General features: G+C 69.1%; 10 protein-coding genes. All 10 read right to left on the reverse strand.

Features of this window, described 5'->3' with window-relative positions; translation table 11 throughout:
* Window positions 1-127 precede the first annotated feature (127 nt).
* The 10 genes from lysS to dapB all read right to left on the reverse strand — a co-directional run bounded on the left by lysS (window position 128) and on the right by dapB (window position 13,088).
* Complete coding sequence (gene lysS, locus GGR66_RS09070) at window positions 128-1,645, reverse strand: lysine--tRNA ligase (protein ID WP_184448004.1); 1,518 nt, start codon at window positions 1,643-1,645, stop codon at window positions 128-130.
* A gap of 94 nt (window positions 1,646-1,739) precedes the next feature.
* A protein-coding gene (prfB, locus tag GGR66_RS09075; protein WP_160967761.1) for a peptide chain release factor 2 occupies window positions 1,740-2,865 on the reverse strand; the annotation gives its coding sequence in 2 pieces (ribosomal slippage) (window positions 1,740-2,789 and window positions 2,791-2,865; 1,125 coding nt in all).
* Between the two features lie 69 nt (window positions 2,866-2,934).
* The gene (locus GGR66_RS09080; RefSeq protein ID WP_184448005.1) at window positions 2,935-3,831 is read right to left on the reverse strand and encodes a LytTR family DNA-binding domain-containing protein; all 897 of its coding nucleotides are present in this window, start codon (window positions 3,829-3,831) and stop codon (window positions 2,935-2,937) included.
* Window positions 3,832-4,262: 431 nt separating this feature from the next.
* Complete coding sequence (gene recJ / locus GGR66_RS09085; protein ID WP_184448006.1) at window positions 4,263-5,996, reverse strand: single-stranded-DNA-specific exonuclease RecJ; 1,734 nt, start codon at window positions 5,994-5,996, stop codon at window positions 4,263-4,265.
* On the reverse strand, window positions 5,993-6,913 hold the full coding sequence (locus GGR66_RS09090; protein WP_184448007.1) for a phosphoglycerate mutase: 921 nt from the start codon (window positions 6,911-6,913) through the stop codon (window positions 5,993-5,995). The genes recJ and GGR66_RS09090 overlap by 4 nt, the downstream gene beginning before the upstream one ends.
* Before the next feature lie 4 nt (window positions 6,914-6,917).
* Window positions 6,918-7,382 (reverse strand): transcription elongation factor GreA, encoded by a 465-nt coding sequence (gene greA / locus GGR66_RS09095; protein WP_026143501.1) that lies wholly within the window; start codon window positions 7,380-7,382, stop codon window positions 6,918-6,920.
* Between the two features lie 8 nt (window positions 7,383-7,390).
* Window positions 7,391-10,633, reverse strand: a complete 3,243-nt coding sequence (gene carB / locus GGR66_RS09100) for a carbamoyl-phosphate synthase large subunit (RefSeq protein WP_184448008.1) — start codon at window positions 10,631-10,633, stop codon at window positions 7,391-7,393.
* Between the two features lie 8 nt (window positions 10,634-10,641).
* Window positions 10,642-11,085, reverse strand: coding sequence for a hypothetical protein (locus GGR66_RS09105; RefSeq protein WP_184448009.1), 444 nt, complete (start codon window positions 11,083-11,085; stop codon window positions 10,642-10,644).
* A complete protein-coding gene (gene carA, locus GGR66_RS09110; RefSeq protein ID WP_184448010.1) occupies window positions 11,085-12,209 on the reverse strand; it encodes a glutamine-hydrolyzing carbamoyl-phosphate synthase small subunit in 1,125 nt (374 codons plus the stop codon). The genes GGR66_RS09105 and carA overlap by 1 nt, the downstream gene beginning before the upstream one ends.
* Before the next feature lie 162 nt (window positions 12,210-12,371).
* A complete protein-coding gene (gene dapB / locus GGR66_RS09115) occupies window positions 12,372-13,088 on the reverse strand; it encodes a 4-hydroxy-tetrahydrodipicolinate reductase (RefSeq protein WP_184448011.1) in 717 nt (238 codons plus the stop codon).
* Between the last annotated feature and the right edge of the window lie 54 nt (window positions 13,089-13,142).

A 13,142-nucleotide genomic window follows, 5' to 3' on the forward strand; every position in this document is an offset into this window, starting at 1 on the left:
CCCGTCGCATCTGCGCGGGCTGCTGAGACGACAACGGGAACGCGCCGGCGCGCATCACGCCGACCCGTCCACCTCACTTCCTTTTGCGTGCAACGCCTGGTGCAAGAACCGCGCCAGCGGGGCTAGGTTAAGCCTCCGGACGCATATACGGAAACAGCAGCACGTCACGGATCGAGCTGCTGCCGGTGAGCAACATTACCAGCCGGTCGATGCCGATGCCCAGGCCGCCGGTCGGCGGCAGCCCGACTTCCAGTGCGCGGATGTAGTCGGCGTCGAAATGCATCGCCTCGTCGTCTCCGCCGTCCTTGGCCGCCACCTGGGCCTGGAACCGCGCCGCCTGGTCTTCCGGGTCGTTGAGCTCGGAGAAGCCGTTGGCGATTTCCTTGCCGTTGATGAACAGCTCGAAGCGGTCGGTATAGCCCGGCTCGGTATCGCTGGAGCGCGCCAGCGGCGACACCTCGACCGGGTGGTCGGTAATGAAGGTCGGCTGGATCAGGGTGTGCTCGACCGTGGCCTCGAAGATCTCCAGCAGCAGCTTGCCCCAGCCGTAGGACGGCTTGGTGCGGATCTTCAGCCGCTCGCAATGGCGCAGCAGCGCGTCACGGTCGGTGCAGTCGGCGGCGCTGATCTCCGGGTTGTGGTGGCGCACCGCCTCGTCCATGCGCCAGCGGCGGAACGCCGGCGCCAGGTCGATGTCGGCCCCGTCCCAGTGCACCTGGGTAGTGCCCAACACCTCGCGGGCGACATCGCGAATGACGTTCTCGGTCAGGTCCATCACCTCGTGGTACGTGGCGTAAGCCTCGTACAGCTCCATCATGGTGAATTCCGGATTGTGCCGGGTGCTGACGCCTTCGTTGCGGAAATTGCGGTTGATTTCGTAGACCCGTTCCAGCCCGCCGACCACCAGACGCTTCAGGTACAGCTCCGGGGCCACCCGCAGGTACAGATCCAGGTCCAGCGCATTGTGGTGGGTGGTGAACGGCTTGGCCGTGGCGCCGCCGGGGATGTAGTGCATCATCGGCGTCTCCACTTCCAGGAAGCGGCGCGCGTCCAGCCAGGCGCGCATGGCGCGGATGATCTTGGAGCGCTTGACGAACACCTCGCGCGCCTCCGGCGACACGATCAGGTCGACGTAGCGCTGGCGATAGCGCTGCTCCACGTCCGACAGGCCGTGCCACTTGTCCGGCAGCGGCCGCAGCGCCTTGGTCAGCAACCGCAGGCCGGTGGCCTTGATCGACAGCTCGCCGGTCTTGGTGCGGGTCAGGCCGCCCTCCACACCGATGATGTCGCCGATGTCCCAGCCCTTGAAGGCGTCGTAGGCCTCGCCCAGGGCGTTGGCCTGCAGGAACAGCTGGATGCGCCCGGACTCGTCCTGCAGTTGCACGAAGCTGGCCTTGCCCATCACCCGCTTGGCCAGCAGGCGCCCGGCCAGGCGCAGGCTGCGGCCCTGGGCCTCCAGCGCCTCGGCGGTCCAGCGCTCGGTGTCGGCGAACTCGGCCTGCAGATCGCCGGCGAAGTCGCTGCGGCGGAAATCGTTCGGATAGGCCACGCCCTGCGCGCGCAGCGCGGCGAGTTTGGCGCGCCGTTCGGCGATGAGGCTGTTCTCGTCGACAGCAAGGGACGGCGCGGGGGTCTGCTCGGTCATGGGATGGGGGATGCGTGAGGAAGGGAAAGAATGCACCAGCCGGCGGGCCGTGTGCCGCCGCACGGCCTCCGTCGCCAGGACGGAGGCCGCCGGTTCAGGCGTCGCTGCGTTTGGAGCCGACTTCCAGACCGGACTTGAGGCTGGCCTCGACGAACTCGTCCAGGTCGCCGTCGAGCACCTTCTGGGTGTCCGAGCGCTCCACGCCGGTGCGCAGGTCCTTGATCCGGCTCTGGTCGAGCACGTAGTTGCGGATCTGGCTGCCCCAGCCGATGTCGGACTTGGTCGCCTCCACCGCATCGCGTTCGGCGTTGCGCTTCTGGATCTCCAGCTCGTACAGCTTGGCGGCCAGCATCTTCATCGCATTGTCGCGGTTCTGGTGCTGGCTGCGCCCGGTCTGGCAGGCCACCACGATGCCGGTGGGCACGTGGGTGATGCGCACCGCCGACTCGGTCTTGTTGACGTGCTGGCCGCCGGCGCCGGAGGACCGGTACACGTCGGTCTTGAGGTCGGCCGGATTGATGTCGATGTCGATGTTGTCGTCCACTTCCGGCGACACGAACACCGAGGTGAAGCTGGTATGGCGGCGGTTGTCCGAATCGAACGGCGACTTGCGCACCAGCCGGTGCACGCCGGTCTCGGTCTTCAGCCAGCCGTAGGCGAAGTCGCCTTCCACGCGCAGCGTGGCCGACTTGATCCCGGCCACTTCGCCGCCGGAGACTTCCATCAGCTCGGTCTTCCAGCCGCGCGATTCGCACCAGCGCAGGTACATGCGCAGCAGGATCTCGGCCCAGTCCTGGGCCTCGGTGCCGCCGGCCCCGGCCTGGATGTCGACGAAGGCGTTGCTGGCGTCCATCTGCCCGGAGAACATGCGCTGGAATTCCAGCTTCTCCACCTGCGCCTGGAAGCGGTCGACGTCGGCCAGCACCGCCTGCGCGGTGGCTTCGTCGTTCTCGCTCTCGGCCAGTTCCAGGAATTCCAGCGATTCGTTCAGCCCATCGAGCACGCTGGCGATCCCGCCGACGGTCTTCTCCAGGCCGGCGCGTTCGCGGCCCAGGCCCTGGGCACGCTCGGGGTCGTTCCAGACATCGGGGCTTTCCAGCTCGCGGGTGACTTCCTCTAGACGCTCCTTCTTGGCGTCGTAGTCAAAGAAACCCCCGTAGCGACAGCACCCGATCGGACAGATCGGCGATGCGGTGGCGAATCGGATTGAGTTCGATCATTGCGGCTTTTTCCGGCAGACAAGAGCGCGATTCTAGCAATTCCGGCCGCTGCGCCACAGCGCCGCCGGCCTACTCGACGGTGGCGGCCTCGCCCTCGCCGGCCGCCACGCGCAGCGCGGCGCGGTAGCGGCGGCTGCACGGCACCTGGCTGCCGTCGCGCAGATGCACCCGCGCCTCGCCCGCCTCCAGCGGCTCGATCGAGACCACGCTGGCCAGGTTGACGATGTAGCTGCGGTGGATGCGCACGAATCGCGCCGGGTCCAGCCTTGCCTCGATCGCGGCCATGGTGCTGCGCAGCGGATAGTCGTGGCCGCGCACGCGCAGGTTGACGTAGTTACCCGAGGCCTGCAGCCATTCGATGTCGGCCGCGGCGACCAGGAAGTCGCGGCCCAGCTTGCGCACCAGGAAGCGCTCCGGCCGCTCCAGCGAGCCCATCGGCGGGCCGGCGTCGGGCGCGCCGAGCAGCGCCGCCTCGCCCTGCCAGCGCCGCAGCAGGAACCGGTACATCTCCACGCACAGCGCAATCGAGGCCAGGCTGCGCACGTCCTTGAGGTATTCGTAGACCAGCCCCTGCGGCCATGGGCCGAAATCGTAGTGCTGGCCCTGCAGGCGGTAGACCAGGCTGCGCAGGGCGACCATCCCCACCACGTGCAACACCGACAGCGCCACGCTGCCCAGCAGATAACCCGGCAACCGGCGTCGCCACGTGTCCCAGTGCAGCGGGTAGCGTCGGGTCAGCACCACCACCAGCGGCACGATCAGCAGGAACATCAGGTTGCTGGACCACTCCCAGACCACCGGCTCCCACGCGGCGAAGTGCAGCCCGGTGTTGCGGATGTCGATCAGCACCGTGACGCTGTTGGCGGTGGCGTTGATCAGGGTGAACGCGACCCAGAAGCCGATCTCGAAGCTGCGGCGCCAGGGCTGGAAACGGGAGTAGGCGCTGGCGCCGGACGGATCGGACATCGCCAAAGTGTAGCGCGCCGGCATTGCCGCGCCGGCGCGCCAGGACTAGACCGGCGCACCGCGAACTCGCGAGCGAGCAGCCCCTCTCCCACCGGAAGAGGGGTTGGGGTGAGGGTGCGATGCAGGCGCGGTGCGACGGACTAAGCGAGGCTGCGCCCTACCCTCATCCGGCCCCTGCGTGCCACCTTCTCCCGGTGGGAGAAGGGAACAGCAAAAGCCCCTCTCCCACCGGGAGAGGGGTTGGGGTGAGGGTGCGATGCAGGCGCGGTGCGACGGACTAAGCGAGGCTGCGCCCTACCCTCATCCGGCCCCTTCGGGGCACCTTCTCCCGGTGGGAGAAGGGAACAGCAAAGCCCCTCTCCCGCCGGGAGAGGGGTTGGGGTGAGGGTCGGCACATGCGACGCGATCTGCATCTGCAGACCGCCAGATATTCAACTACCCAATGGCAGACAGTGCTCCACCACCAGTTGCACCGCATTGCCGCCGCGATAATCGTCGGCCACCAGGCGATAGGCGATGTGGACGCGGCGGCCAGGTTCGCGGCCGTGCCAGCCGTTGAAATGGATCGCGTTCAGGGGCTCGGCACGGCCGGGGCAGCGCAGGCTCAGCTTGAGGTGGCGCTCCTTCAGCACGCGCCATTGCAGCACCTCGAATTCGCCGTCGAACAGCGGTTCGGGGAAGCCCTGCCCCCACGGCCCGCCCTGGCGCAACGCCTCGGCATGGTGATGGTCGAGTTCGTGCGGGTCCAGCGGACCATCGCTGAGCAGTTCGGCCTGCAGCAGTTCCGCGTCCAGGCTGGCCAGCGCATGCGCGCGGAACACCTGTTCGAACTCGGCCAGCGCGTCCTGGGGCAGGCTCAGGCCCGCGGCCATCGCGTGGCCGCCGAACTTCTCCATCAGGCCCGGCCGCTGCGCCTCCACCGCCGCCATCGCGTCGCGGATATGGAAACCGGGAATCGAACGCGCCGAGCCGCGCAACTGCGTGCTGCCCGGCTCGGCCGGGGCGAAGGCAATCACCGGCCGGTGCAGGCGGTCCTTCATCTTCGAGGCGACCAGGCCGATCACGCCGGGATGCCACTGCGCATCGAACAGGCACACCGCCACCGGCGGCTGCTCGGGCGCGGCCAGCAGCGCCTGCGCCACCACCGCCTCGGCCTCGTCGGTCATCTGCTGCTGCACGGCGCGGCGTTCGGCGTTGATCTCTTCCAGCGTCGCGGCGATCGCACGCGCCTGCTGCGGGTCCTCGCACAACAGCAGCTCGATGCCCAGGGCCATGTCCTCGAGCCGGCCGGCGGCGTTGAGCCGAGGGGCCAGGGCGAAGCCGATGTCGCTGGCGCTGAGCCGCGCCGGGTCGCGACCGCTGGCTTCGATCAAGGCGCGCAGGCCGAGGCAGCCCTCGCCACGCTGCAGCCGGCGCAGGCCGGCCGAGACCAGTGCACGGTTGTTCGGGTCCAGCGGCACCAGGTCGGCGACGGTGCCGACGGCGACCAGATCCAGCAGCACACCCAGATCCGGCGGCGCCGCGGCGAACGCGCCGTGCGCGCGCAGGTGCCGGCGCAATGCCAGCAGCACATAGAAGATCACGCCGACGCCGGCCAGCATCTTGCTCGGGAACGCGTCGCCGGCCAGGTTCGGATCGACGATGGCATCGGCCGGCGGCAGCGCCGGACCCGGCAGATGGTGGTCGGTGACCAGTACCTGCCAGCCCAGCGCCTTGGCCGCGGCGACGCCGGCATGGCAGGCGATGCCGTGGTCCACGGTGACCAGCAGGTCCGGCTGCAACGGCGCCAGTTCCGCGACCAGCGCCGGCGACAGGCCGTAACCATGGACCATGCGGTTGGGCACCGCGTGCAGCACCTGCGCGGCGCCGAGCAGGCGCAGCCCGCGCACCGCCACCGCGCAGGCGGTGGCGCCGTCGCAATCGAAATCGCCGACCACCAGAATGCGCTTGCCCGCGGCGATCGCCTCGGCCAGCAATGCCACTGCGGCGTCGATGCCGCTCAGCGCATCCGGCGGCAGCAGCTGCGCCAGCTTGGGCTGGGCCAGTCCGCCGTGGTGCGCGCCGCGCGCGGCGTAGATGCGCCGCAGCAGCGGCAATGTGGCCTCGTGCCACGGGCCAGCCGCGGCCGCCGCGGGCCGCCGCACGATGCGCGCGATCGAACTCATGCGTCCAGGCGCGACAACGGCCGCCGCCACAGGCGCCAGCGTTGCGCGGGGGCGATGCGGAAACAGGTGCCGTCCTCGAAATCCAGCTGCAGCTCCTGCAGCTCGCCATCGCGCAGCGCCTGCAGCAGCGGCTGCACCACCTCGCCGACGAACTGTTCGGGCGCGCGCAGCTGGCGCAGGTCGACCAGTGCATCGACCCGCGGCGCCTGCGCATCGGCGACGCCGGCGGCCTGGGCCAAGGCACGCAACAGCGGATCGCGACTGCGCACCTGCGCATGCGCGGTGCCGACCGAGGCCGGCAGGCGGCCGCCGCCCCAGAACCACAGTGAATTGATCGCCGGTTGGCCGCGGGCGACGCGCTCGCGGTTCCACGGATGCTGATGCAGCACGATCTGCGCCTCGGTCAGCAGCGCACGCCAGCGGCGCGCGTCCTCGCCCTGCGGCAGATAATCGAACAGGTCCGCCCCGAGCACCTGCGCCGGCGCCGCGAAGACCGGCAGCACGCTGTCGGCCGGCAGGCGCAGATACCAGCGGGTGGGATCGGGCGCGTCCAGGGTCAGCCCGCTCTCGGCGAACAGACCCTGCACCGCCGGCAGCAGCGCGTCCAGGTCCACCGCATCGAGCGGCAGCATGTCGCCATGCGCCATCAGCCGCGCGCCCTGCATGTCCGGCACCACGTACGCGGGATCGGCGCGCAGCCACAGGCCATCGCCGGCATCGCCAGCGTCAAGCTGCCGCGTCAGCGCCGCGGCCGGCAACGATGCTTCCGCCAGCACGAAATGGCGGCGCAACTGCGCCTCGCCGCCCGGCGTGGCCTGCGTGCGGTCGGCACGGCCGAACGCACGCGCCACCTCGCCGGCCAGCACGGCGCCGGCCAGGCGGACCCGCTCCGGCAACAGCAAGGTGGCGACCGCCATCGGATCAGCCGACGTAGGCGACGCTGACGATCTCGTACTCGCGGCGTCCGGCCGGGGCATCGATGCTGACGCTGTCGCCTTCCATCTTGCCGATCAGCGCACGCGCCAGCGGCGAGGAGATCGCGATCAGGCCGAGCTTGATGTCCGCTTCCAGGTCACCGACCAACTGGTAGCGCTTCTCTTCGTCGGTCTCGACGTCGGCCAGCGTCACGGTGGCGCCGAACACCACCTTGCTGCCGACCGCCAGCTTGCTGACGTCGATGACCTCGGCGTGCGACAGCTCGCTCTCCAACTGCTTGATGCGGCCTTCGATGAAACCCTGCTGCTCGCGCGCGGCATGGTACTCGGCGTTCTCCTTGAGATCGCCGTGCGCACGCGCCTCGGCGATGGCAGTAATGACCTCGGGACGCTTGACCGACTTCAGGTGATCCAGTTCCTCGCGCAACCGCTGCGCGCCTTGCATGGTGATCGGGGCTCTCACGCTTCCAGCTCCTTGTGCAGTTCCTGCAGCGCCCAGACCGGACCGGTGCCGCGGAATTCCAGTGAATGCACCAGCGCACGCGCGCCGGCGACCGTGGTCGAATAGGTGACGCGATGCTGCAGGGCTTCGCGACGGATCGAGAACGAGTCGGAGATCGCCGCCCGGCCCTCGGTGGTGTTGACGATATACACGATTTCGCCGTTCTTGATCAGATCGACGATGTGCGGACGGCCTTCGGCCACCTTGTTCACCTGTTCGCACTGCAGGCCGTGCTGCTGCAGCCAGGCGCAGGTGCCGCGGGTGGCGACCAGGGTGTAGCCGCGCTCGACCAGCGCCTGCGCCACCGGCAGCACGCGCTGCTTGTCCGGATCGCGCACCGACACGAAGGCCTTGCCCAGCGGCGGCGCCTTGATGCCGCCGGCTTCCTGCGCGCGCGCGAACGCCGCGCCGAAGCTGCGGCCCACGCCCATCACCTCACCGGTGGACCGCATCTCCGGGCCGAGGATCGGATCGACGCCCTGGAACTTGGCGAACGGGAAGATCGCCTCCTTCACCGAGTAGTAGTCGGGCACGATCTCCTTCAGCGCGCCCTGCTCGGCCAGGGTCTTGCCGGCCATGCAGCGCGCGGCGATCTTGGCCAGCGGCACGCCGATGGCCTTGGACACGAACGGCACGGTGCGCGAGGCGCGTGGGTTCACTTCCAGCAGATACACGATGTCGTCGCCGGCGTCGTTCACCTGCACCGCGAACTGCGTGTTCATCAGCCCGACCACGTTCAGCGCCTTGGCCAGTTCGACCACCTGGCGACGCAACTCGGCCTGGGTCCCCGGCGACAGCGAGTACGGCGGCAGCGAGCAGGACGAATCGCCCGAATGCACGCCGGCTTCCTCGATGTGCTCCATCACGCCGCCGATCAGCACCTGGCCGTCCTGGTCGGCGATGATGTCCACGTCCACTTCCACCGCGTTGTCGAGGAAGCGGTCCAGCAGCACCGGCGAATCGTTGGAGACCTTGACCGCGTCGCGCACGTAGCGCGCCAAGTCGGATTCGCCGTAGACGATTTCCATGGCGCGGCCGCCGAGCACGTAGCTCGGGCGCACCACCAGCGGGTAGCCGATCTCGCGCGCCAGCACCAATGCTTCCTCGGCGTTGCGGGCGATGCGGTTCGGCGGCTGCTTCAGGCCCAGCTTGTCGACCAGCTGCTGGAAGCGCTCGCGGTCCTCGGCCAGGTCGATCGAGTCCGGCGAAGTGCCGATCACCGGCACGCCGTTGGCTTCCAGCGCACGCGCCAGCTTCAGCGGGGTCTGCCCGCCGTACTGCACGATCACGCCCTTGGGCTGCTCCAGCTCGACGATCTCCAGCACGTCTTCCAGGGTCAGCGGTTCGAAGTACAGGCGATCGGAGGTGTCGTAGTCGGTGGACACGGTCTCCGGATTGCAGTTGACCATGATGGTCTCGTAACCGTCCTCGCGCAGCGCCAGTGCCGCGTGCACGCAACAATAGTCGAACTCGATGCCCTGGCCGATGCGGTTGGGACCGCCGCCAAGAATCATGATCTTGTCGCGGTTGCTGGGCTTGGCCTCGCACTCGTCCTCGTAGGTCGAATACAGGTAGGCGGTGTCGGTGGCGAATTCCGCCGCGCACGAGTCCACCCGCTTGTACACCGGCCGCACCTTGTGTGCGCGGCGCAACGCGCGCACCGCGGCCTCGTTGGTGCCGCACAGCTCGGCCAGGCGCGCATCGGAGAAGCCGGCGCGCTTGAGCGTGCGCAGGCGTGCCGCGTCCAGCGCGGCGAGGCCGTCGGCGGCCACCTGCACTTCCTGCGCCATCAGGTCTTCGATCTGGTCCAGGAACCAGGGGTCGATGAACGACAGCGCGTGCACCTGCTCCACGCTCATGCCGGCGCGGAAGGCGTCGGCGACGTAGAACAGCCGCTCCGGACCCGGCGCCTTCAGTTCGCGCTTGAGCGCGGCCAGGTCGTCTTCGCTGGTCAGGTTCAGGCCGGTCGGATCGAGCCCGATCTTGCCGGTCTCCAGCCCGCGCAGCGCCTTCTGCAGCGATTCGGAGAAGGTGCGGCCCATCGCCATCACCTCGCCCACCGACTTCATCTGCGTGGTCAGGCGCGCGTCGGCCTGCGGGAACTTCTCGAAGGCGAAACGCGGGATCTTGGTGACCACGTAGTCGATCGACGGCTCGAACGAGGCCGGGGTCAGGCCGCCGGTGATTTCGTTCTTCAGTTCGTCCAGGGTGTAGCCGACCGCCAGCTTGGCCGCGACCTTGGCGATCGGGAAGCCGGTGGCCTTGGAGGCCAGCGCCGAGGAGCGCGACACGCGCGGGTTCATCTCGATCACCACCACGCGGCCGGTCTGCGCATTGATGCCGAACTGCACGTTGGAGCCGCCGGTGTCCACGCCGATCTTGCGCAGCACGGCGATCGAGGCGTCGCGCAGGCGCTGGTATTCCTTGTCGGTGAGGGTTTGCGCCGGCGCCACGGTGATCGAGTCGCCGGTGTGCACGCCCATCGGATCCAGGTTCTCGATCGAGCAGACGATGATGCAGTTGTCCGCGGTGTCGCGGACCACTTCCATCTCGAACTCCTTCCAGCCCAGCACCGACTCCTCGACCAGCACTTCGCTGGTCGGCGACAGTTCCAGACCGCGGCCGACGATCTCGATCAGCTCTTCGCGGTTGTAGGCGATGCCGCCGCCGCTGCCGCCGAGGGTGAAGCTGGGGCGGATGATGGTCGGGTAACCGACCGTGGTCTGGATCTCCAGCGCCTCTTCCAGGGTGTGGGCCACCGCCGCCTTCGGGCACTCCAGGCCGATCTCGCCCATCGCCACGCGGAACAGCTCGCGGTCCTCGGCCATGCGGATGGCCTCGCGCTTGGCGCCGATCAGTTCGACACCGTACTTCTCCAGCACGCCGTGGTCGGCCAGATCCAGCGCGCAGTTCAGCGCGGTCTGCCCGCCCATGGTCGGCAGCAGCGCATCGGGCTTTTCCTTGGCGATGATCTTCTCGACCGTCTGCCAGTTGATCGGCTCGATGTACACGGCGTCGGCCATGTTCGGGTCGGTCATGATCGTGGCCGGGTTGCTGTTGACCAGCACCACGCGGTAGCCCTCGTCGCGCAGCGCCTTGCACGCCTGCGCGCCGGAGTAGTCGAACTCGCAGGCCTGGCCGATGACGATCGGGCCGGCGCCGATGATGAGGATGGTTTGGAGGTCGGTGCGCTTGGGCATGGGGATTCTCAGTAGAGGCGGTCCTGCCACGCCGCGGGGGCGCGCCAGGTGATCTGATCGGACGAACGCGCATCGATCGCACCATGGTCGACCGCGGCGCGAACCTCGCGCTGCATCGCGGCCCAACTGCTGGCGGTGGCGCCGATGCGCGCGCCGATCCGGTTGTTGTGGGCGTCCATCGCCCGGCTGGGGTTGCCGTGGCCGTCGCGCTCCATGACCGCCGTGACCCAGTCCACGCAGCGCGGCGACAGGGTGTAGGCGACCACGGCGCTGGCCAGGCTATGGCGGTACGCATCGGCAGGGCCATCGCGCCCGCCCGGCAGGCCGGCGCTGAGCCACTGCGGGTACACCGCGCCCAGCACGAAGGCCGGATACGCGGCCAGCACCAGCAACGCCGTAGCCGGCCACCGCCAGCGGCGGGTCGGCAACGGCATGGCCGGCGCTACGGCCATCAGGCGGCGGCCGCCATCAGCGCGGTGAAGCGATCGAACAGCGGCGCCACGTCGCGCGGGCCCGGCGAGGCTTCCGGGTGGCCCTGGAAGCTGAAGGCCGGCGCGTCGGTGAGCGCGATGCCCTGGTTACTGCCGTCGAACAGCGAGCGGTGGGTGACGCGCACATTGGCCGGCAAGGTCGCCTCGTCCACCGCGAAGCCGTGGTTCTGCGAGGTGATCATCACCCGGCCGCTATCCAGGTCCTGCACCGGGTGGTTGGCGCCGTGGTGGCCGTGCCCCATCTTCAGGGTCTGCGCGCCGGCGGCCAGTGCCAGCAGTTGGTGGCCCAGGCAGATACCGAAGGTCGGAATCTTGCGCGCCAGCAATTCCTTGATCGCGGCGATCGCGTAGTCGCACGGCGCCGGGTCACCGGGACCGTTGGACAGGAACACGCCGTGCGGATTCATCGCCAGCACCTCGGCGACCGGCGTCTGCGCCGGCACCACGGTCACTTCGCAGCCGCGCTCGGCGAGCATGCGCAGGATGTTGTGCTTGACCCCGTAGTCGTAGGCGACGACCTTGAACTTGGGTTCGGCCTGCACGAACGCGTTGCTGTCCAGGTCGAGCTGGCCGTCGTGCCAGGGATAGGCCTTGTCGGTGGAGACCACCTTGGCCAGATCCATGCCCTTCAGTCCGGGGAACTTGCGCGCCGCTTCCAGCGCGGTGTCCACGTCGACCTCGCCGGCCATCAACGCGCCGTTCTGCGAGCCCTTCTCGCGCAGGATGCGGGTCAGCTTGCGGGTGTCGATGCCGGCAATGGCGACCACGCCGCGCTGGATCAGCCAGTCCGGCAGCGCCACCTGGTTGCGCCAGTTGCTGGGGCGGCGCGGCACGTCGCGCACGATCAGGCCGGCCGACCAGACCTGGGCGGCCTCGTCGTCCTGGTCGGTGCAGCCGGTGTTGCCGATATGCGGATACGTCAGCGTGACCAGTTGGCGGGCGTAGGAGGGATCGGTGAGGATCTCCTGGTAGCCGGTCATGGCGGTGTTGAACACCACTTCGCCGACGGACAGGCCGGCAGCGCCTACGGATTCGCCCTCGAACACGGTGCCGTCTTCAAGGACAAGGATTGCGGGTTGAGTCACGGGGTTCGCCTTGGGGAGAGAGGAACCCTGCCCCACCAACTTGCAGGCTGCAAGAAACCGCGAACTCGGCGCTTCTCCGGGTCCGTGGCGATGGGTAACAGGCGAGCGAGAATTGTACCGGCGCGGGGCGGTCCGCGCCAGCCGTTTGGGTGAAGCGCCTGTTCAGCCGAGCAGGTCGCGCAGCCGGTAGGCCCCGGGTGCACGCCCCGGCAGGCGCGCGGCGGCATGCAGCGCGCCGCGGGCGAAGATGTCGCGGTTGCTGGCGCGGTGCACCAGTTCCACCCGCTCGCCGAGTCCGGCGAACTGCACCAGATGCTCGCCGACGATATCGCCGGCGCGCAGGCTGGCGTAGCGCGGGGTGGCGCCTCCCTGTTGCGCGGCGTCGCCGAGGGTCAGCGCGGTGCCGGAGGGCGCGTCCTGCTTGTGCACGTGGTGGGATTCGACGATGTCGCAGTCCCAACCCGGCAGCGCCGCGGCGGCACGCTCGACCAGATCGTGCAACACCGCCACGCCCAGGCTGAAGTTCGATGCCCAGATCAAGGGAATGCGTTCGGCGGCGGCGGTCAGTGCCTGCCGCTGCGCCTCCTCCAAGCCGGTGGTGCCGGACACCAGCGCCGCGCCGCGCGCCGTGCACAAGGCCAATACCGGGTCGAACCCCTGAGGCAGGCTGAAATCGATCGCCACGTCGAAGGCCGGCACCCCACCCAACTCGGCCGCGGCGAAGTACGGCACGCCGTCGATCACCCGCTGCGCCGGCGCGCGCCGCACCACCGCGGCCACCACCTGCAGCGCCGGGTCCTGCGCGGCCAGCCGCAACAACGCCTGGCCCATGCGGCCGGACGCACCATGGATCAACACACGCAGCGGAGAAGTCGTCATCGGCACAAGGCTAGCGGTTTGCGGGCGGGTGCGACAGAGGGTGCGTGCACCAGA

This window comes from Xanthomonas sp. 3498 (assembly GCF_014199795.1).
In the GTDB taxonomy this organism is placed as follows: Bacteria; Pseudomonadota; Gammaproteobacteria; order Xanthomonadales; family Xanthomonadaceae; genus Xanthomonas_A; species Xanthomonas_A rydalmerensis.